Source organism: Pseudomonas sp. FP1154 (assembly GCF_030687245.1).
Classification (GTDB): domain Bacteria; phylum Pseudomonadota; class Gammaproteobacteria; order Pseudomonadales; family Pseudomonadaceae; genus Aquipseudomonas; species Aquipseudomonas rhizophila.
Map to the genome: position 1 here is coordinate 2,445,004 of NZ_CP117465.1, position 19,598 is coordinate 2,464,601.

Genomic DNA, 19,598 nt, shown 5'->3' on the forward strand with positions numbered 1-19,598 from the left:
TCTTTGTGCCGAACACAAATTTTGCAGTCCCCCGGCCCCAAACTGTGGGAGCGAGCCTGCTCGCGATGGCGTCGGATCAGTGCCATTGATGTTGATTGACCCACCGCTATCGCGAGCAGGCTCGCTCCCACATAGATCTGGGGGGTCCTCATCCGATGGTCACTCAGGAACCAACTGTGGGAGCGAGCCTGCTCGCGATAGCGGTCTATCTGAGACGATGATGTTGAGTCTGCCACCGTCTTCGCGAGCAAGCCCGCTCCCACACAAGCCGCGCTCGTCCGCTATACCATCGGCGTGCTGGCGAACGCCTCCAACCCTTCGGCATAGGCGGTAAACGCGCTGATCGATGGAAATGACTTTCCCTGCACCTGATCCGGCACCACCAGGTTGGTGAAGCTCCAGGCCACTGCCACGGTGATGCCCGCCTGATCGAGGGTGCCATCGGTGGCCAGGGGCTGTTTCACCAGTTCCTGTTCGAGCATGTCATAGGCCGCCGCCAGTTGGCCTTCCACGCGTTCGACCCAGGGGGCGTGTTGGATTTCTGTCGGCCGAAGGTTGCGTTCGTAGTAGATCTGCACTGACTTCTCGCACGCCGCCAGGGCCAGGCCAATCACGCGCAATGCGCGCAGCCGTTGCCCACTGTCGACCGGCATCAGGCTTTTGCCCGGCGCGGCCAAGGCTTCGAGGTAGTCGATGATCAATGTGGAATCCATCAGCACGTTGCCATCGTTGAGCACCAGGGTCGGTGCCTTGACCACCGGGTTGATGCGCTGGAACTGTTCGAAATGCCTGAACACCGAAACGGACTCGTGTTCCAGGGCAACCCCCAGGCACTTGGCGGAAATGGCGACGCGTCGCACGTAGGGCGAGTCCAGCATGCCGATCAGTTTCATGACGTCTCCTTCAGAAGAATCTTGCGGGGTTAATCCTCGAACCCGACCTGTTCATGGATTTCATCGACCTTGAGTTCCAGTCGGTAAGCCACGGCGATGAACAACGCCTGGCACAGGCACAACGTGGCACTCAACGAGCGGAAGGCGAAAGAGCTGCCTTCGTTCACCAACAGTACCGCATTGGCCCGTTTGGCCAGGGGCGACAGGTTGCTGTCGGTGATGATCAGCGTCTTGGCCTGATGATGCTGGGCAATGCGCAGGCAGTGCTGGGTTTCCTTGCCGTAGGGCGTAAAGCTGATGGCGATCACCAGGTCGTTGGCCCGCACGCTGCGCATTTGCTCGCGATAACTGCCCCCCAGGCCGGACACCAGATGGATGCGCTTGTTGGTGTGTTGCAGGTTATAGACCAGGTAATCGGCCACCGCGAACGAGCGTCGCACGCCGACCACATAGATGTTGTCGGCGTTGACCACTAGGTCTACGGCTTTGTCGAAGGCTTGATCGTCCAGCTCCAGGCCCAGACGCTCGATGCCCGAGAGGGTGGCGTTGACGCATTCGCGCGCCAGGTCGCCGCCGCTGGCTTTCTGCGACTTGTTGGCGATCATGCTGCGGATGCGCTGCTGGTAGTTCTGCACCGGCGTGGTCTTGTGGGTATAGGCCTCGCGAAACAAGGCCTGCATTTCGCTGAACCCGCTGAAGCCGAAACGCTGGGAAAACCGCACGATGGCCGACGGATGCACTTCGCATTCGCGCGCAATGTCGCTGATGCGATCGACCATGATCCGGTCGCTTTGCTGGCTCATGTAGCTGGCGATGCGTTTGAGCTGTCGCGGCAGGCTTTCATACTCGTCGGTAATCAGTTGCAGCAGGCGCTCGGCATTGATCGGTGGGCTTGAAAGGGCGGGTTCGGACGCGCTCTCGGACGGCGCCGGCAGATCGGGGCGGGTCATAGAAAATCCTTCTGGCTTGTTCTTATAGGGCGGCCCGGGAAAAGGGCCGGCCCTCGACAATAGGTTGGCTGATCGCAGTCTACAGCGTAGGCGCGGGGAAAATCATGAGCAGACAACGTTGCGACACCTGCTGAAACGATGCACCGCGTCTGGCGCGCTTCAGTGATAGCGTATTGGAAAAAATATTCCACGTAAAAAATTTATAGAATAATTATTGATTATTGGCCGCTGCTCGTTTTAGTCTGCATCCACCAAGAGCGTTGGCGCCGGTTTCGGTGGCAAGCGCGGGCTGATAAAAATAACAGGAGCCAGCATGGGCCAGACTCGTTTTGCCAGTGGGCGTCAATTGGATGTGATCTGCCTGGGACGCCTGGGCGTCGACCTCTACGCGCAGCAAGTCGGAGCGCGCCTGGAAGATGTCGCAAGCTTCGCCAAATACCTGGGTGGCTCGTCGGCCAACATCGCCTTCGGCACCGCGCGGTTAGGGCTCAGGTCGGCGATGCTGAGCCGGGTAGGGGACGATCATATGGGCCGTTTCCTGGTGGAGTCCCTGGCCCGCGAAGGCTGCGACGTCAGCGGCATCAAGGTCGACCCTGAACGCCTGACGGCCATGGTCCTGCTGGGTATCAAGGACCGGGAAACCTTTCCCCTGGTGTTCTACCGGGAAAACTGCGCCGACATGGCGCTGCGCGCCGTGGACATCAATGAAACGTTCATTGCCTCCAGCAAGGCGCTGCTGATCACCGGCACGCATTTCTCTACCGAAAGTGTCTACAAGGCCAGCACCCAGGCGTTGGATTACGCCGAGAAACACAACGTCAAACGCGTGTTGGACATCGATTATCGCCCGGTGCTCTGGGGCCTGGCGGGCAAGGCCGATGGGGAAACCCGTTTCGTCGCCGACCAGAAAGTCAGCCAGCATGTGCAAAGCATCCTGCCGCGTTTCGACCTGATCGTCGGCACCGAAGAAGAATTCCTGATCGCCGGCGGCAGCGAAGATCTGCTGAGCGCGTTGCGTACCGTGCGCTCGCTGACGGCGGCGACCTTGGTGGTCAAGCTCGGCCCGCAAGGTTGCACGGTGATTCATGGCGCCATCCCGGCCCGGCTTGAAGACGGCGCGATTTATCCTGGTGTACGGGTCGAGGTCCTGAATGTATTGGGCGCAGGTGATGCGTTCATGTCGGGCTTTCTCGCCGGTTGGCTGGAGGACGCCAGCGATGAACGCTGCTGCCAGTTGGCCAATGCCTGCGGTGGCCTGGTGGTGTCGCGCCATGCCTGTGCGCCAGCGATGCCGACCCGGGCTGAACTCGACTACCTGTTCAATAGCCCGGTGCCGATTACCCGACCGGATCGAGACGCGGCATTGCAACGTCTGCATCAGGTCAGCGTGCCGCGCAAACAGTGGAAGCAACTGTTCATTTTTGCCTTCGATCATCGCTGGCAACTGGTGGAACTGGCCCACAAAGGCGGGCGTGAGCTGGGCGCTATCAGCGAACTCAAGCAACTGTTCATCCAGGCCGTGGAACGGGTCGAAGCCGACCTGAAACGTCAGGGCATCGAGGCCGATGTCGGTCTGCTGGCCGACCAACGTTTCGGCCAGGACTCGCTGAACGCCGCCACTGGACGTGACTGGTGGGTTGCCCGGCCAGTGGAGGTGCAGGGTTCACGGCCGCTGGCGTTCGAACATGGGCGCTCTATCGGCAGCAACCTGATCGCCTGGCCACAGGAACAGATCATCAAGTGCCTGGTGCAATTTCACCCCGACGACGAACCGCTGCTGCGCCTGGAACAGGAGGCGCAACTCATGGCGCTGTATCAGGCGTCCCAGGTCAGCGGCCATGAACTGCTGCTGGAAGTCATTCCACCCAAGGATCATCCGTCGCCGCACCCGGACGTGCTGTATCGCGCCCTCAAACGCCTCTACAACCTGGGCATCTTCCCGGCCTGGTGGAAAATCGAAGCCCAGACGGCCGACGAATGGAAGCAACTTGATGAGCTGATTCAACAGCGTGATCCCTATTGCCGAGGTGTGGTACTGCTGGGCCTCAACGCCCCGGCCGCCGTGCTGGCCGAGGGTTTCCGCCAGGCCAGCCAGAGCACAACCTGCCGTGGATTTGCCGTGGGACGGACAATCTTCCAGGAACCGAGCCGTGCCTGGCTGGCCGGGGAAGTCGACGATGAAACGTTGATCCGGCAGGTGCAGGGTAGGTTTGTGGAGTTGATCGAGGCGTGGCGTGCTGCGCGAAGTTAAAAGCTGTGAACACTGATCCTGTGGGAGCGAGCCTGCTCGCGATAGCCGACTGATAGTCAACATTAAGTCGCCTGACACACCGCTATCGCGAGCAGGCTCGCTCCCACAGGGTTCATCGCCGCCTTCAATGGTTAGGTAAAAACAATAAAAGGTGCAGCCATGCCCGCAATTCGAATTGGCATCAACCCGATTTCCTGGAGCAACGACGATCTGCCATCGTTGGGTGGCGAGACGCCGTTGAGTACGGCGCTGAGCGAAGGCAAGGAAATCGGTTACGAAGGTTTCGAGCTCAACGGCAAATTTCCCAAGGATGCCAAGGGCGTTGGCGATGTGCTGCGGCCCTATGACCTGGCGCTGGTCTCCGGCTGGTATTCCAGTCGTCTGGCCCGGCGCTCGGCGGCCGAAGAGATCGATGCCATCGCCAGCCATGTCGAGTTGCTCGCGCAAAACGGTGCGACGGTGCTGGTGTACGGCGAGGTGGCCGATTCCATTCAAGGCCAGCGCATCCCACTGATCGAGCGACCGCGTTTTCACACGGACGAAGCCTGGCAAGACTATGCCGAAAAACTCACCGAACTGGCGCGCTTCACCCTGTCCCGGGGTGTGCGCCTGGCGTATCACCATCATATGGGCGCCTATGTCGAATCGCCTTCGGACATCGACAAACTGATGGCCCTGACCGGCAGTGAGGTTGGCCTGCTGTTTGACTCGGGCCACTGTTACATGGGCGGCGGCGAACCCTTGCAGGTGTTACGCAAGCACATCGAGCGCATTTGCCATGTGCATTTCAAGGACGTGCGCAAGCCTGTGGTGCAACTGGCGCGCAACAACCTCTGGAGTTTCCCCGACTGCATCGTCAACGGCACCTTCACCGTACCGGGTGATGGTGACATCGACTTTGCCGCGTTGCTGGACGTGCTGCTGGCCGCCGACTATCACGGCTGGCTGGTGGTCGAAGCCGAACAGGATCCGGCCGTGGCACCGAGTTATGCCTACGCCAAGAAAGGCTACGACACCCTGCGCGCCTTGCTGCAAGAGAGGACTGCGTCATGAGCCTGTTGATCAAAAGCCAGCCAAGCGGCCAGACCATGGTCCAGCTACCCGCCGGCGAACTGGAGTATGTCGGGTTTGCCGCCTACCGCTTGAGCCTTGGTGAAAAGCTCCCGGTGGCTGCCGCCGACAAGGAACTGTGCCTGGTCTTGCTCAGCGGGCGCATCAGTCTCAAGGGTGAAGCACCGGGGCAGGGTGCCTTCGATTGGGACAACCTCGGTGATCGCCAGTCGGTGTTCGAGGATAAATCGCCCTACGCCGCGTACCTGCCCCCCGGCAGCCAGGCCCAGGTCACCGCCCTGAGCGATGTACAGATTGCCGTGTGTGCTGCGCCGGGTTCTGCGCAAAACAGTTACGGTCCACGGCTGATCCGCCCGGACAGCATGAAGCGCAGCGTGCGCGGCAAGGGCGCCAACACCCGCTATGTCTGTGACATCCTGCCCGACAGTGAGCCGGCCCACTCGCTGCTGGTGGTGGAAGTGCGCACGCCGTCGGGGCATTCGTCGAGCTACCCACCCCACAAGCACGACACCGACGACCTGCCGCACCAAAGCTTTCTGGAAGAAACCTATTACCACCAGGTCAACCCGTCCCAGGGCTTCGTGTTCCAGCGGGTCTATACCGACGACCGCAGCATCGACCAGGCCATGGCCGTGGAAAACAGCGACCTGGTGGTGGTGCCCAAGGGTTACCACCCGGTCAGCGTGCCCTACGGGTACGAGTCGTATTACCTGAACGTCATGGCCGGCCCGAAGCGGGTCTGGCAGTTCCATAACGATCCGCAGCACAGTTGGCTGCTTGATCTCTGATTTCCACCCTTTGCACGGAGAACAAGAACAATGAGCGATGCCCCGGTAGTAGGCCATTACATCAACGGTCGAGTGCAGGACAGCGACACGGTGCGGTTCAGCAACGTCTTCAACCCGGCCACCGGCGCGATACAGGCCCGGGTGGCGCTGGCCGAACCGGGCACCGTCGAGGCCGCGGTGACCTCGGCGCTGGCGGCATTCCCGGGCTGGTCCGAGCAATCGTCATTGCGCCGTTCGCGGGTGATGTTCAAGTTCAAGGAATTGCTCGACCGCCATCACGACGAACTGGCGCAGATCATCAGTCGCGAGCACGGCAAGGTGCTGTCCGACGCCCATGGCGAAGTCACCCGCGGCATCGAGATCGTCGAGTACGCCTGCGGCGCGCCGAGCCTGCTCAAAACCGATTTCAGTGACAACATCGGCGGCGGTATCGATAACTGGAACCTGCGCCAGCCCTTGGGTGTGTGTGCCGGAGTCACGCCGTTCAATTTTCCGGTGATGGTGCCGCTGTGGATGATTCCCCTGGCACTGGTCGCCGGTAACTGTTTCATCCTCAAGCCTTCGGAGCGTGACCCGTCCGCCAGTTTGCTGATGGCCCGACTGTTGACGGAGGCCGGGTTGCCAGACGGTGTGTTCAACGTGGTCCAGGGCGACAAAGTGGCGGTAGATGCGCTGTTGCAGCACCCGCACATCGAGGCGATTTCTTTCGTCGGCTCCACGCCGATTGCCGAGTACATCCACCAGCAGGGCACGGCGAACGGCAAGCGCGTGCAGGCGCTTGGCGGGGCGAAAAATCACATGATCGTCATGCCCGACGCCGACCTCGACCAGGCGGCGGACGCATTGATCGGCGCGGCCTACGGCTCGGCCGGTGAACGCTGCATGGCGATTTCCATTGCCGTGGCGGTGGGGGACGTGGGCGATGAATTGATTGCCAAACTGTTGCCGCGCATCGATCAGTTGAAGATCGGCAACGGCCAGCAACCCGGCACCGACATGGGGCCGCTGGTGACCGCCGAGCACAAGGCCAAGGTCGAAGGCTTCATCGACGCCGGGGTCGCCGAGGGCGCGCGCCTGATCGTCGACGGCCGTGGTTTCAAGGTGCCGGGGGCCGAGCAGGGGTTCTTTGTCGGCGCGACGCTGTTCGACCAGGTCAACGCCCAGATGAGCATCTACCAGCAAGAGATCTTCGGCCCGGTGCTGGGCATCGTTCGCGTGGCGGATTTCGCCAGCGCCGTGGCCTTGATCAATGCTCACGAGTTCGGCAACGGCGTGTCCTGCTTCACCCGTGACGGCGGCATTGCCCGGGCGTTTGCCCGCAGCATCAAGGTCGGTATGGTGGGCATCAACGTGCCGATTCCGGTGCCCATGGCCTGGCATTCCTTTGGCGGCTGGAAGCGCTCGCTGTTTGGCGATCACCATGCCTACGGTGAAGAAGGTTTGCGCTTTTACAGCCGCTACAAAAGCGTGATGCAGCGCTGGCCCGACAGCATCGCCAAGGGCCCCGAGTTCAGCATGCCGACTGCCCAATAACCGTTTATGAATGCCGGAGGGATAACAACAATGAACAAGCCCCTGCGTTTTGCCTTGAACCGAATGGTTGCTCCGCGCCTGTCACTGCCCGATTTCATTGACCTGGCGCTGGCGCTGAAAACCGATGCCATCGAGATCCGCAACGATCTGAAGGGCGTCGAGATCGAAAACGGCATGCCACCGACACAGGTGCGTGAGTTGTGCGAGGAGCGGGGCATCAAGGTGTTGTCGATCAACGCGTTGTATCCCTTCGACGTATGGAACGAGGAGCGCCGTGCCCAAGCCGTGCGGCTGGCCGACTATGCTCGCGAATGCGGCGCCGAGGGGCTGGTGATGTGCCCGCTCAACGAGCGCGACGACCCGCGCGGCGAGGCCGAACGCGCCGCGGGGCTGCGTACGGCCCTCAGTGAGCTGGCGCCGATCCTGCGGGCTTTCGGCATCTACGGTTTCATCGAGCCGTTGGGGTTTGAAGAGTGTTCGCTGCGACGCAAGCGCACGGCAGTGGAAGCGATCAAGGCCATTGGCGGGCTGGATGTGTTCCGTCTGGTGTATGACACCTTTCATCATCACCTGGCCGGTGAGCAGGAATTTTTCCCCGAGCTGACCGGGCTGGTGCACATCTCCGGTGTCGAGGATGCCCAGGCACCCTTGACGACCATCCGCGACGGCCACCGCGTGCTGGTGGGCGAGGCCGACATTCTCGGCAATGCCGCGCAGATCGAGGCGTTGCGGGCCGGTGGTTACGAGGGCTACCTGTCCTTCGAACCCTTTGCCCAGAGCATTCATGAACTGGCCGACATCCGCCAGGCGTTGGGGGCGAGCATGAATCACCTGCAAAGCTCCCAGGCCTGACCCGACTTTCAAGAATGACGAAGCCCCCCTGTGGGAGCGAGCTTGCTCGCGATGGCGGCAGCACATTCAACAGATAAGTCGCCTGAAATACTGTTATCGCGAGCAAGCTCGCTCCCACAGTGGACTGAGCCAGCCGCCAAATTTGCATTCCAGACAAGGTGCAAGCATGACCACAACACGACTGACCATGGCCCAGGCCCTGGTGAAATTCCTCGATAACCAGTACGTCGAGGTCGATGGCGTCCAGAGCAAATTCGTCGCCGGGGTCTTTACGATTTTTGGCCACGGCAATGTGCTGGGCCTGGGGCAGGCGCTGGAGCAGGACAGCGGTGACCTGGTGGTCCATCAGGGGCGCAACGAGCAGGGCATGGCCCACGCTGCCATCGGTTTCGCCAAGCAGCATCTGCGCCGCAAAATCTACGCCTGTACTTCGTCGGTCGGCCCCGGCGCGGCGAACATGCTGACCGCCGCCGCCACCGCGACGGCCAATCGCATCCCGTTGCTGCTGTTGCCTGGTGATGTCTACGCCAGTCGCCAGCCGGACCCGGTGCTGCAGCAGATCGAACAGTTCCATGACCTGAGCATCAGCACCAACGATGGGTTCAAGGCCGTGAGCAAATACTGGGATCGCATCAACCGCCCCGAGCAACTGATGAGCGCCGCGATCCACGCCATGCGCGTGCTCACCGACCCGGCCGAAACCGGCGCGGTGACCCTGGCGTTGCCCCAGGACGTGCAGGCCGAAGCCTACGATTACCCCGATTACTTTCTGCAAAAGCGCGTTCACCGCATCGACCGTCGCCCGGCCACCGAAGCCATGCTCGGCGATGCCCAGGCGCTGCTCAAGGGCAAGCGCAAGCCGCTGATCATCTGCGGCGGCGGGGTGAAATACGCCGGGGCCAACGCAGCGTTGCAGGCTTTTGCCGAGCGCTTCGAAATCCCCTTTGCCGAGACCCAGGCCGGCAAGAGTGCGGTGGTGTCCAGTCATCCACTGAACGTCGGAGGCGTCGGTGAGACCGGTTGCCTGGCGGCGAACCTGCTGGCCAAGGAAGCGGACCTGATCATTGGTATCGGCACCCGCTACAGCGATTTCACCACCGGGTCCAAATGGCTGTTCCAGCATCCGGATGTGCAGTTTCTCAACCTCAACATCAGCCCTTGCGATGCCTTGAAGCTTGACGGTGTGCAACTGCTGGCCGACGCGCGCTCAGGCCTGGAGGCTTTGTCCGCCGCGATGGGTGACTATCGTGCCGAATGGGGCGGGCAGATCACTGATGCCAAAGCCCAACTGGATGCCGAAGTGGACCGGATCTATCAGGCTGACTTCCAGACCCAGGACTTCGTCCCAGAGATCAACGATCACTTGGACCCGGCGGTGTTTCGTGAATTCATCGAACTCACCGGTTCCTGCCTGACCCAGAGCCGCGTGCTGGGCACCCTCAACCAAACCCTGGCCGATGAGGCGATCATCGTTGCCGCCGCCGGCAGCCTGCCCGGCGACTTGCAGCGCAGCTGGCGCAGCAAGGGGGTCAACACCTATCACGTCGAATACGGCTATTCGTGCATGGGCTATGAGGTAAACGCGGCGCTGGGCGTGAAGCTGGCCGAGCCCGACAAAGAGGTCTATGCCCTGGTGGGTGATGGCTCCTACATGATGCTGCATTCGGAGCTGGCGACCTCGATCCAGGAGCGTCGCAAGATCAATGTGGTGCTGCTGGACAACATGACGTTCGGTTGCATCAACAATTTACAGATGGGCAACGGCATGGACAGCTTCGGCACCGAGTTCCGCTTCCGCAACCCGGACACCGGCAAGCTCGATGGCGGCTTCGTGCCGGTGGACTTCGCCATGAGCGCGGCGGCCTACGGCTGCAAGACCTACAAGGTCAAGACCCTCGACGAACTCCACGCGGCCCTGGCCGATGCGCGGCTGCAAACGGTCTCGACCCTCATCGATATCAAGGTCTTGCCCAAGACCATGATCCACAGCTACCTGTCCTGGTGGCGGGTCGGCGTGGCGCAAGTCTCCACCAGCGCGCGCACCGATGCGGCCGCCCAAACCCTCAATGAACGACTGGCCGAGGCTCGCCAGTATTAACAGCCCCAACCCTACGAAAGGAGTTTTTCATGTCTTTGAAGCTGGGCGTCATCGGCACCGGGGCCATCGGCCAGGACCATATCCGTCGTTGCAGCCAGACCTTGCTCAACAGCCAGGTGGTGGCGGTGACCGACATCAACCTCGCCCAGGCGGCGAAGGTGCTGGCCGACTTGAAACTGACCGCCGAGGTGTATCCCGACGGGCATGCCTTGATCAGTGCGCCGGACGTGGAGGCGGTCCTGGTCACTTCCTGGGGGCCGAGCCACGAAGAGTTCGTGCTGGCGGCAATCGCGGCGGGTAAACCGGTGTTCTGTGAAAAGCCCCTGGCGGTCACGGCCGAAGGCTGTCGCAAGATCGTCGAAGCCGAAGTCGCCCATGGCAAGCGGCTGGTTCAGGTCGGTTTCATGCGCCCTTACGATGAAGGCTATCGAGCGCTCAAGGCGGTGATCGACAGCGGTCAGATCGGCGAACCGCTGATGCTGCACTGCGCGCATCGCAATCCGAGTGTGGGGGAGAATTACAAGACCGACATGGCGATCACCGACACACTGATCCATGAGCTGGATGTGCTGCGCTGGCTGCTGGCCGATGACTACGTTTCGGTGCAGGTGGTATTCCCGCGCAAGACCAGCAAGGCGCTGGCGCACCTGCGCGATCCGCAGATCGTGTTACTGGAAACCGCCAAGGGCACGCGCATCGATGTGGAGGTTTTCGTCAATTGCCAATATGGCTACGACATCCAGTGCGAAGTGGTGGGGGAGACGGGCATCGCCAAACTCCCGGAGCCGTCCCAGGTGCAACTGCGCAGTGGCGCCAAGCTGTCCAATGCGATCCTGATGGATTGGAAGGATCGTTTCATCGCGGCCTACGACGTCGAATTGCAGGCTTTCATCGACGGCGTGCGCGCCGGACAGGTGGGCGGGCCGTCGGCCTGGGACGGGTTCGCCGCGGCAGTGGCGGCCGATGCCTGTGTTGAAGCGCAGCAGAGCGGGCAGATCGTCAAGGTCGAACTGCCCGAACGCCCGCGTTTCTACGGCTAACCACAATCTCCTGTGGGAGCGGATTGACCTGAAGGTACTCCCACAAGGATTCGGTGGCGGACGCCGAATCTGTGAGCAGCCAAGAGCGCCTGTGGGAGCCGAGCTTGCTCGCGATGACGGCGGCACACTCAGCATCAATGCAAGCTGATCCACCGCCATCGCGAGCAAGCTCAGCTCCCACAGGGGTTGCATTCATTCAGTGATTAACCAGGAGCTTTCATGCGAATCGGACTAGTGGGCTACGGCAAGGGCGGACGGTTTTTCCATGCACCGCTGATCAGCAGTCTGCCCGGGGCTACGTTTGTCGGCGTGGTGACGCGGTCCGCTGAGCGGCGCCAGCAACTGGCGAACGAGCACCCGCACGCCCAAGCCTTCGATACCCTCGAACAGTTGGTGGCCGCAGGCGTCGATGCGGTGGTGGTGTCCACGCCGCTGGACGGTCGCCCGGCCGTGGTCATGCAGGCCATTGAACTGGGTATTGCAGTGGTCAGCGACAAACCTTTCGCCCTTGATGCCGCACAGGCCGAGGCGATGGTGCTGGCCGCCGAGCAGCGCAACGTGCCGCTGACCGTGTATCAGAACCGCCGCTGGGATTCGGACTACCTGACTTTGCGCAAACTGCTGGAGTCCGGTGCGCTGGGGCAGGTCATTCGCTTTGAGTCCAGCGTCGAGCGTTATTCGCCAACATCGGTCGGCAAAGGCAGCGGCGGCGGGTTTCTGCGGGACCTGGGTAGCCATCTGGTGGACCAGGCGCTGCAACTGTTCGGCCCGGTGACCAGGGTTTACGCCGAGCTGGATTACCGGCAACCCGGGCAGGTGTTCGACAACGGTTTTTTTATCTCCCTGACCCATGCCAGCGGCGTGCTTTCCCACCTGAGCGGCAGTTGCCTGCAAAACGCACCGCGCCCGCGCTTTCGGGTCAGCGGCACCGGAGGCTGCTACACCGTCGAGGGCCTGGACGGCCAGGAGGCCCAGGCGCTGGCCGGGTTGAGCCCGGCGACCGAGGGTGAGCGCTGGGGGAGCGAAGAGCATCGGCGCTGGGGCTGGTTCGAGCAAGGCAGCGAGCGCGAGCGTGTGGCATCGGAGCGCGGCTGCTGGATGACGTTCTACCAGCGTCTGCAAACCGCGTTGCAAGGCGTTGGTCCTTTGCCGGTGGAGGCCCGTGATGCCCTGGCCACCACCCGCATCCTCGACGCTGCAAGGCTGAGCGCCGAGCAGGGCGAAGTGGTGGTTTTGGCCACGTCTGTCGGCCATGGAATAAAAAACGAATAAAATTCTAAAATTAGTTGATATGGAAAATATTTTCCAATAAAGTCGATTCCAGGTTACCGACACCCCTGTTCGTCTTTTGCCAAGTCAGCCTTGAGCAAATGACGGACAAAACAAAAACAAGAAACACAGCCAGGTACCGTCGATGAAAACCTTCAGCCGTTCTGCGTTTCACCTGCCAAGCTCGCTGCGCCTGTGCGCAATCCTTCCCCTGTTCGAATCCCTGTGCATTCAGCGCAACGGCACCGTGGTGTGTTGCATGCCCGGTGCGCCCATCGTGCGTTTGCCCCGTTCCTGAGATCCATCACGCCTTATCCATAAAACCAACAAAAAAGTGGAGAAAGACCGTTCATGAAGACCAAGACCCGTATCGCCTCGCTGGCCCTGTCGTTGATGCTCACCAGCGGCGTCGCCCTGGCGGACCTGAAGATCGGCGTCAGCATGTCCCAGTTCGATGACACCTGGCTGACGTACCTGCGTGAGTCGATGGACAGCAAAGCCAAGTCCCTGCCGGATGGCGTCACCTTGCAGTTCGAAGATGCACGCAGTGATGTGGTCAAGCAACTGAGCCAGGTGGAAAGCTTTATCAGCCAGAAGGTCGACGCAATCATCGTCAACCCGGTGGACACTGCCGCCACCCAGCGCATTACCAAGGCCGCGGTCGCCGCCGGGATCCCGTTGGTGTACGTCAATCGGCGTCCCGACGACCTGAAACTGCCCGCAGGCGTGGTGACCGTGGCGTCCGACGATCTGGAAGCCGGCCGGATGCAAATGCAATACCTGGCCGACAAAATGGCGGGCAAGGGCAACATCGTGATTCTGTTGGGTGACCTGGCGAACAACTCCACCACCAACCGCACCAAGGGTGTCAAGGAAGTGCTGGCCAAGTACCCCGACATCAAGATCGAACAAGAGCAGACCGGTATCTGGTCGCGGGATAAAGGCATGACACTGGTGAACGACTGGCTGACTCAGGGCCGTGAGTTCAATGCCGTGGTCTCCAACAATGACGAAATGGCCATCGGCGCGGCCATGGCACTCAAGGGTGTCGGCAAGGAGAAAGGCAGCGTACTGATCGCCGGGGTCGACGGCACGCCGGACGGCCTGAACGCCGTGAAGAAAGGCGAGATGGCGGTCTCGGTATTCCAGGACGCCAAGGGCCAGGCCGACGGTTCGATCGACACGGCGGTGAAAATGGTCAAGAAACAGCCGGTCGAGCAGGCCGTATGGGTGCCGTATCGCCTGATCACGCCGGAAAACGTCGATCAGTTCAAGTGACGTTTAACGTACTGCTACCACAACAATAAACAGGCGAGGTCGCCCACTGACCTTGCCGAGGGAGTACCTGATCATGTTCGCTTCAGCGACTGCTTCGAGCGCCCCGGCGATGACTTTCCGGCCGGACGTAATGCCTGATGAACCGTATCTGCTGGAAGTCGTCAACGTCAGCAAAGGCTTTCCCGGCGTGGTGGCCCTGTCGGATGTGCAATTGCGGGTGCGCCCCGGTTCCGTGCTGGCTTTGATGGGCGAGAACGGTGCGGGCAAATCCACCCTGATGAAAATCGTGGCCGGCATCTACCAGCCGGACGCCGGTGAACTGCGCCTGCGGGGCAAGCCGGTGAAGTTCGACACACCTCTGGCAGCCCTGCAGGCCGGCATCGCGATGATCCACCAGGAACTGAACCTGATGCCCCACATGAGCATCGCTGAAAACATCTGGATCGGCCGCGAGCAGCTCAACGGCTTGCATATGGTCGATCACGGGGAAATGCACCGCTGCACCGCCAAGTTGCTGGAGCGCCTGCGTATCAACCTCGATCCTGAAGAGCAGGTGGGCAACCTGAGCATTGCCGAGCGGCAGATGGTCGAGATCGCCAAGGCGGTGTCCTACGACTCTGACATTCTGATCATGGATGAGCCGACCTCGGCCATCACCGAGACGGAGGTCGCCCATCTGTTTTCGATCATCGCCGACCTCAAGTCTCAGGGTAAGGGCATCATCTACATCACCCATAAAATGAACGAAGTGTTCGCCATCGCCGATGAAGTGGCGGTGTTTCGCGACGGCGCCTACATCGGCCTGCAACGGGCCGACAGCATGGACGGCGACAGCCTGATATCAATGATGGTCGGGCGCGAACTGAGCCAGTTGTTCCCGGAACGGGACAAACCCATCGGCGATCTGGTGCTGTCGGTGCGTGATTTGAGCCTGGAGGGCATTTTCAAGAATGTGTCCTTCGACTTGCATGCCGGAGAAATCCTGGGCATTGCCGGGCTGATGGGCTCGGGCCGGACCAACGTGGCCGAGGCGATCTTCGGCGTGACGCCCAGCACAGGCGGCGAGATCCTGCTCGACGGGCAACCGGTGCGCATCAGCGACCCGCACATGGCCATCGAGAAGGGGTTCGCGCTGTTGACCGAGGATCGCAAGCTCAGTGGCCTGTTCCCGTGCCTGTCGGTGCTGGAAAACATGGAAATGGCCGTGTTGCCCCATTACGTCGGCAACGGCTTCATCCAGCAGAAAGCCTTGCGCGCGTTGTGCGAAGACATGTGCAAGAAGTTGCGGGTCAAGACCCCGTCCCTGGAACAGTGCATCGACACCTTGTCCGGCGGCAACCAACAGAAGGCCCTGCTGGCCCGATGGCTGATGACCAACCCACGCATCCTGATCCTCGACGAGCCGACCCGTGGCATCGACGTTGGCGCCAAGGCCGAGATCTACCGGCTCATTTCCTACCTCGCCAGCGAAGGCATGGCGGTGATCATGATTTCTTCGGAGCTGCCGGAAGTACTGGGCATGAGCGACCGGGTGATGGTGATGCATGAAGGTGACCTGATGGGCACGCTGGACCGTAGCGAGGCGACCCAGGAGCGGGTAATGCAGTTGGCTTCTGGCCTGTCCTGATAATTGAGGGCGCAAGCTCGCCACAGAGAAAAAGGTGAATGCTATGAACGCGATACTGGAAAACAAACCCGCGGCCGCACCGGCCAGGACGCGTCGGCGGCTGCCGACGGAACTGAGTATCTTCCTGGTGCTGATCGGCATCGGCCTGGTGTTCGAAGTGTTTGGCTGGATCATGCGCGACCAGAGTTTCCTGATGAACTCCCAGCGCCTGGTGCTGATGATCCTGCAAGTGTCGATCATCGGTCTGCTGGCCATCGGTGTGACCCAGGTGATCATCACCACCGGTATCGACCTGTCGTCCGGCTCGGTGCTGGCGTTGTCAGCCATGATCGCCGCCAGCCTGGCCCAAACCTCGGATTTCACCCGGGCGGTGTTTCCCTCCCTGACTGACTTACCGGTGTGGATACCGGTGGTGGCGGGGTTGGGCGTTGGGCTGTTGGCCGGAGCGATCAACGGCAGCATCATCGCCATCACGGGTATCCCGCCCTTTATCGCCACCCTCGGCATGATGGTCTCGGCCCGCGGTCTGGCGCGTTACTACACCGAAGGCCAGCCGGTGAGCATGTTGTCCGATTCCTATACCGCCATCGGCCATGGCGCCATGCCGGTGATCATTTTCCTGGTGGTGGCGGTGATCTTCCATATTGCCCTGCGCTACACCAAGTACGGCAAGTACACCTACGCCATCGGCGGCAACATGCAGGCGGCACGCACCTCGGGCATCAACGTCAAACGCCATCTGGTGATCGTCTACAGCATCGCCGGGCTGCTGGCGGGGCTGGCCGGGGTGGTGGCCTCGGCGCGGGCCGCCACCGGGCAGGCCGGCATGGGCATGTCCTATGAGCTGGACGCGATTGCTGCGGCCGTGATCGGCGGCACTAGCCTGGCCGGTGGGGTGGGGCGCATCACCGGAACGGTGATCGGCGCGCTGATCCTCGGGGTCATGGCCAGTGGCTTCACGTTCGTCGGCGTGGATGCCTACATTCAGGACATCATCAAGGGCTTGATCATTGTGGTGGCGGTGGTCATCGACCAGTACCGCAATAAGCGCAAACTCAAACGCTGAAGGTCCTTACGCTGCGACAAAGCGCCACGCCTGACCCGCGTGGCGTTGCCATTTGTCTTCTTGATACAGCTATTGAATCGAATTTCTTGTTATAAACGCACTCCGATGACTGCCAAAAGCTTGTCAGAGAACATTTAGAAGGGTTGTCGGACATTTTCCCTATGTTTTCAGTTGCTGAGGCTTCGACTCGGCCTTAGACTGCCGCCCCTCGTAAATTGAGTGCCGGGTGGCGCTTGGAATAGACGGCGCCTTCCCGATGAGCGTGGCAGCGCGCTGCGGGACGCTTCATAATTCGCCTTAATGCACGTTTTTTTATAGAGAAATCAATGACAAAGGAAAAGTTGCTGGCCATGCCGGCGGATGACTACATGAATGCCGAGCAGCTGGCTTTCTTCACCAAGCTGTTGCAGAACATGAAAGTGGAAACCCACGAGCGCATCGAACAGAACCGAATCGCCATTGAGAGCCTGGATACCCCGGCTGACCCGGCGGACGCTGCTTCCGTAGAAGAAGAGCGGACCTGGTTGGTCAACGCCATCGATCGCGACCAGCGCATGCTGCCTCAGCTGGAGCAGGCCCTGGACCGTATCAACGACGACAGCTTCGGCTGGTGTGATGACAGCGGCGAGCCGATCGGCCTCAAGCGCCTGCTGATCAGCCCGACCACCAAGTACTGCATCGAAGCGCAGGAACGTCACGAGCAGATCGACAAGCACCAGCGTCAGGCCTGATCCGCGTTTCAGAAAAGATCGCAGCTTTCTTCGGGAAGCTGCGATCTTTTATTTTTTTCTGCGCCTGTTCGTCTACTTCCGTTGACCCCCCGCAAGAACGCGACTAATGGACCATGGATAATGGCTCCGTAGTGGCGTTTAATGCAGGTATAACAACGAGAAATGTGGGTGATCAACATGGCGACAGACGGTTCCGTGGCGAATGCGGCGCAGGTGCAGGTGCCTGTAACCAACAGCATGGCGCGCTGGTTGACGCCGACCTTGCAGAGTCTGGCGCTGACATTGCTGCTGTGCGGCATGACGTTGGGCGGCTGGTCGTTGTATCTGGGCCTGCCCCTGGCGATGCTCATCGTCTGGCTGCCGCGCCTGCGATCGCGCCTGGCCGCCGCGCCTGAGCCGGTAGCCGCGGACAAGCTGGCCGAGCTGACCCGTGATCTGTCCTACACCACCAGCCATAACGCGTTGTCGGCGGCCGGCGTCGCCTATTCGGTCAAGCAACTGGCTGGCAAGGTCCAGTCGCAGCTCGACGCGGCGGCGCAGATCGTCGGTAATGCCGAATCGATGATCACCACTGAACAGGCCACCTCGCAACTCAGCCAGCAGGCCCTGAGTGCCGCCAGTGAGGCCCATCGCAGTAGCGTTGCCGGGCGTAGCGAACTGGTGGAGTCCATCAGCCGGATGCATCAGCTCAGCCAGCGCGCGAACGACAGCCGCGAGTTGATCGAGGCGCTGAGCGTGCGCAGCGATGAAATCCAGCGGGTCAGCCTGGTGATTCAGTCGATCGCCAGCCAGACCAACCTCCTGGCGCTCAACGCGGCCATCGAAGCTGCACGGGCCGGTGAGCACGGTCGCGGCTTCGCGGTGGTGGCGGACGAGGTCCGTGGACTGGCCGGGCGTACGGCCGCGGCCACCGGCGAGGTCGGGGTCATGGTTGCGGATATCCAGCAGCGCACCGCCCAGGTGGTGGAGCAGATCCGGCAACTGGCCAGCGACCTGGACAGTGGCGTGCAGCAGGTCGAGCACACCGGTCAGCACCTGGAAAACATAGCCCGGCTGGCGGCCGGCGTTGAAACCCAGGTCAGCGCCATCGCCCAAGGCACTGACACCAATCGCGAACAACTCGACAGCCTGTTTCACGCCATCGAACAGATGCGCAGTGACCTGTCCATCAGCGACCAGCAGACCCAGCGCCTGGCCCAAGCGGCAGTGCAAATGGAGGGCCAGGCCGAAACCATCAGCGAACGCCTGGCCGAGGTTGGCCTGGACGATTATCACCAACGGGTCTACGACCTGGCGCGCGAAGGGGCGAGCCAGATCGCGGCCCAGTTCGAGGCAGACATTGACCAGGGTCGTGTCAGCCTGGAGGACCTGTTCGACCGCAGCTACCAGCCCATCCCCAATACCCAGCCCGCCAAGTTCCAGACCCGTTTCGACCGCTACACCGATCAGGTCCTGCCAGCTATCCAGGAACCTTTGCTCGCCCGGCACGAAGGCCTGGTATTCGCCATTGCTTGTACTCAGGAAGGTTATGTACCGACCCACAACAAGGTCTTCAGCCAACCCCTGACCGGCGATCCGCAAGTGGACACGGTGAACAATCGCACTAAACGCAAGTTCTCCGACCGCACCGGGATTCGTTGCGGTAGCCACCAGCAGCCCGTGCTGTTGCAGACCTACACCCGAGATACGGGTGAGCTGATGCATGACCTTTCAGTGCCGATCATGCTCAAGGGGCGTCATTGGGGTGGTTTGCGGCTGGGTTATAAGCCCGAGAAGCCGCGCTAGGCTGGCCCGCGCTGGGGGGCTGGGCACGGCTGCTGCGCAGCCGAGCGGAAGCAAGCTCCCTTGTCACAGGGGTTAAAGGGTTGAGGGTTATTTACCGTCGTGCAAGCGGACATTCAATTGATCCACCAGCACTGCCTCCTCGCCGTCAGCGAGCAGCCATTCGCGCAGTAGATCTTTCTGTTGCTCCGACCAGAAGTCGGCCTCCACCAGTTTGATCTCCGGCTCCAGCGGATAGGCCATGATGAAGTCATCAATGGCTTTGTCATCCGAAGGCAGGCCGAGTTGATCGAACAAGGTACTCAGTTCGTGCGAGGGCTGTTCCATGGGGTTCTCCTTTGGGTGGGCGCCGTCATGGCGCCTCGGTTG

At 61.2% G+C, this 19,598-nt stretch carries 17 protein-coding genes; 14 read left to right on the forward strand and 3 right to left on the reverse strand.

Annotated features, from left to right (window positions below; genetic code table 11):
* Positions 1–281: 281 nt before the first annotated feature.
* Both PSH91_RS11200 and PSH91_RS11205 read right to left on the reverse strand, forming a co-directional pair.
* The gene (locus PSH91_RS11200) at positions 282–893 is read right to left on the reverse strand and encodes a glutathione S-transferase (RefSeq protein WP_047230195.1); all 612 of its coding nucleotides are present in this window, start codon (positions 891–893) and stop codon (positions 282–284) included.
* A gap of 29 nt (positions 894–922) precedes the next feature.
* Positions 923–1,843 (reverse strand): MurR/RpiR family transcriptional regulator, encoded by a 921-nt coding sequence (locus PSH91_RS11205; protein WP_047230196.1) that lies wholly within the window; start codon positions 1,841–1,843, stop codon positions 923–925.
* Between the two features lie 313 nt (positions 1,844–2,156).
* On the opposite strand from PSH91_RS11205, the gene iolC reads away from it, so the two are divergent.
* From iolC to PSH91_RS11275, 14 genes are all read left to right on the forward strand, one after another.
* Positions 2,157–4,094, forward strand: a complete 1,938-nt coding sequence (gene iolC, locus PSH91_RS11210; RefSeq protein WP_305468202.1) for a 5-dehydro-2-deoxygluconokinase — start codon at positions 2,157–2,159, stop codon at positions 4,092–4,094.
* Between the two features lie 159 nt (positions 4,095–4,253).
* Positions 4,254–5,147, forward strand: a complete 894-nt coding sequence (iolE, locus tag PSH91_RS11215) for a myo-inosose-2 dehydratase (protein WP_047230198.1) — start codon at positions 4,254–4,256, stop codon at positions 5,145–5,147.
* Positions 5,144–5,953 carry a 5-deoxy-glucuronate isomerase gene (gene iolB, locus PSH91_RS11220; protein ID WP_139050520.1) on the forward strand — a complete coding sequence of 270 codons (810 nt, stop codon included), beginning with the start codon at positions 5,144–5,146 and terminating at the stop codon, positions 5,951–5,953. The genes iolE and iolB overlap by 4 nt, the downstream gene beginning before the upstream one ends.
* Before the next feature lie 30 nt (positions 5,954–5,983).
* Positions 5,984–7,486 (forward strand): CoA-acylating methylmalonate-semialdehyde dehydrogenase, encoded by a 1,503-nt coding sequence (locus PSH91_RS11225; RefSeq protein ID WP_305468204.1) that lies wholly within the window; start codon positions 5,984–5,986, stop codon positions 7,484–7,486.
* A gap of 30 nt (positions 7,487–7,516) precedes the next feature.
* Positions 7,517–8,338: a TIM barrel protein gene (locus tag PSH91_RS11230; RefSeq protein WP_305468206.1), complete on the forward strand. Its 822-nt coding sequence runs from the start codon at positions 7,517–7,519 to the stop codon at positions 8,336–8,338.
* 166 nt (positions 8,339–8,504) lie between these two features.
* Entirely contained in the window at positions 8,505–10,436 is a 1,932-nt protein-coding gene (iolD, locus tag PSH91_RS11235; RefSeq protein WP_305468208.1) for a 3D-(3,5/4)-trihydroxycyclohexane-1,2-dione acylhydrolase (decyclizing), read from the forward strand.
* A gap of 29 nt (positions 10,437–10,465) precedes the next feature.
* A complete protein-coding gene (locus PSH91_RS11240; protein ID WP_305468209.1) occupies positions 10,466–11,476 on the forward strand; it encodes a Gfo/Idh/MocA family protein in 1,011 nt (336 codons plus the stop codon).
* 219 nt (positions 11,477–11,695) lie between these two features.
* Positions 11,696–12,748, forward strand: a complete 1,053-nt coding sequence (locus PSH91_RS11245; RefSeq protein ID WP_305468210.1) for a Gfo/Idh/MocA family oxidoreductase — start codon at positions 11,696–11,698, stop codon at positions 12,746–12,748.
* Between the two features lie 142 nt (positions 12,749–12,890).
* Positions 12,891–13,043 (forward strand): hypothetical protein, encoded by a 153-nt coding sequence (locus PSH91_RS11250; protein WP_171061383.1) that lies wholly within the window; start codon positions 12,891–12,893, stop codon positions 13,041–13,043.
* Positions 13,044–13,096: 53 nt separating this feature from the next.
* Positions 13,097–14,023, forward strand: a complete 927-nt coding sequence (locus PSH91_RS11255) for a sugar ABC transporter substrate-binding protein (protein ID WP_305468211.1) — start codon at positions 13,097–13,099, stop codon at positions 14,021–14,023.
* Between the two features lie 73 nt (positions 14,024–14,096).
* Entirely contained in the window at positions 14,097–15,650 is a 1,554-nt protein-coding gene (locus PSH91_RS11260) for a sugar ABC transporter ATP-binding protein (protein ID WP_047230206.1), read from the forward strand.
* Between the two features lie 43 nt (positions 15,651–15,693).
* Complete coding sequence (locus PSH91_RS11265) at positions 15,694–16,716, forward strand: ABC transporter permease (RefSeq protein ID WP_047230207.1); 1,023 nt, start codon at positions 15,694–15,696, stop codon at positions 16,714–16,716.
* A 326-nt stretch (positions 16,717–17,042) separates the two neighbouring features.
* Positions 17,043–17,447: a TraR/DksA C4-type zinc finger protein gene (locus tag PSH91_RS11270; protein ID WP_003202859.1), complete on the forward strand. Its 405-nt coding sequence runs from the start codon at positions 17,043–17,045 to the stop codon at positions 17,445–17,447.
* Positions 17,448–18,008: 561 nt separating this feature from the next.
* Positions 18,009–19,232, forward strand: a complete 1,224-nt coding sequence (locus PSH91_RS11275; RefSeq protein ID WP_370695191.1) for a methyl-accepting chemotaxis protein — start codon at positions 18,009–18,011, stop codon at positions 19,230–19,232.
* 87 nt (positions 19,233–19,319) lie between these two features.
* On the opposite strand, the gene PSH91_RS11280 is transcribed toward PSH91_RS11275, so the two are convergent.
* On the reverse strand, positions 19,320–19,556 hold the full coding sequence (locus tag PSH91_RS11280) for a DUF2789 family protein (RefSeq protein ID WP_107321655.1): 237 nt from the start codon (positions 19,554–19,556) through the stop codon (positions 19,320–19,322).
* Positions 19,557–19,598 lie beyond the last annotated feature (42 nt).

What these genes read in the sequence shown, in the direction of transcription:
- PSH91_RS11200 (WP_047230195.1), bottom strand. Translation starts at nt 893, where the DNA reads ATGAAACTGATCGGCATGCTGGACTCGCCCTACGTGCGACGCGTCGCC.
- PSH91_RS11205 (WP_047230196.1), bottom strand. Translation starts at nt 1,843, where the DNA reads ATGACCCGCCCCGATCTGCCGGCGCCGTCCGAGAGCGCGTCCGAACCC.
- iolC (WP_305468202.1), top strand. Translation starts at nt 2,157, where the DNA reads ATGGGCCAGACTCGTTTTGCCAGTGGGCGTCAATTGGATGTGATCTGC.
- iolE (WP_047230198.1), top strand. Translation starts at nt 4,254, where the DNA reads ATGCCCGCAATTCGAATTGGCATCAACCCGATTTCCTGGAGCAACGAC.
- iolB (WP_139050520.1), top strand. Translation starts at nt 5,144, where the DNA reads ATGAGCCTGTTGATCAAAAGCCAGCCAAGCGGCCAGACCATGGTCCAG.
- PSH91_RS11225 (WP_305468204.1), top strand. Translation starts at nt 5,984, where the DNA reads ATGAGCGATGCCCCGGTAGTAGGCCATTACATCAACGGTCGAGTGCAG.
- PSH91_RS11230 (WP_305468206.1), top strand. Translation starts at nt 7,517, where the DNA reads ATGAACAAGCCCCTGCGTTTTGCCTTGAACCGAATGGTTGCTCCGCGC.
- iolD (WP_305468208.1), top strand. Translation starts at nt 8,505, where the DNA reads ATGACCACAACACGACTGACCATGGCCCAGGCCCTGGTGAAATTCCTC.
- PSH91_RS11240 (WP_305468209.1), top strand. Translation starts at nt 10,466, where the DNA reads ATGTCTTTGAAGCTGGGCGTCATCGGCACCGGGGCCATCGGCCAGGAC.
- PSH91_RS11245 (WP_305468210.1), top strand. Translation starts at nt 11,696, where the DNA reads ATGCGAATCGGACTAGTGGGCTACGGCAAGGGCGGACGGTTTTTCCAT.
- PSH91_RS11250 (WP_171061383.1), top strand. Translation starts at nt 12,891, where the DNA reads ATGAAAACCTTCAGCCGTTCTGCGTTTCACCTGCCAAGCTCGCTGCGC.
- PSH91_RS11255 (WP_305468211.1), top strand. Translation starts at nt 13,097, where the DNA reads ATGAAGACCAAGACCCGTATCGCCTCGCTGGCCCTGTCGTTGATGCTC.
- PSH91_RS11260 (WP_047230206.1), top strand. Translation starts at nt 14,097, where the DNA reads ATGTTCGCTTCAGCGACTGCTTCGAGCGCCCCGGCGATGACTTTCCGG.
- PSH91_RS11265 (WP_047230207.1), top strand. Translation starts at nt 15,694, where the DNA reads ATGAACGCGATACTGGAAAACAAACCCGCGGCCGCACCGGCCAGGACG.
- PSH91_RS11270 (WP_003202859.1), top strand. Translation starts at nt 17,043, where the DNA reads ATGACAAAGGAAAAGTTGCTGGCCATGCCGGCGGATGACTACATGAAT.
- PSH91_RS11275 (WP_370695191.1), top strand. Translation starts at nt 18,009, where the DNA reads ATGATCACCACTGAACAGGCCACCTCGCAACTCAGCCAGCAGGCCCTG.
- PSH91_RS11280 (WP_107321655.1), bottom strand. Translation starts at nt 19,556, where the DNA reads ATGGAACAGCCCTCGCACGAACTGAGTACCTTGTTCGATCAACTCGGC.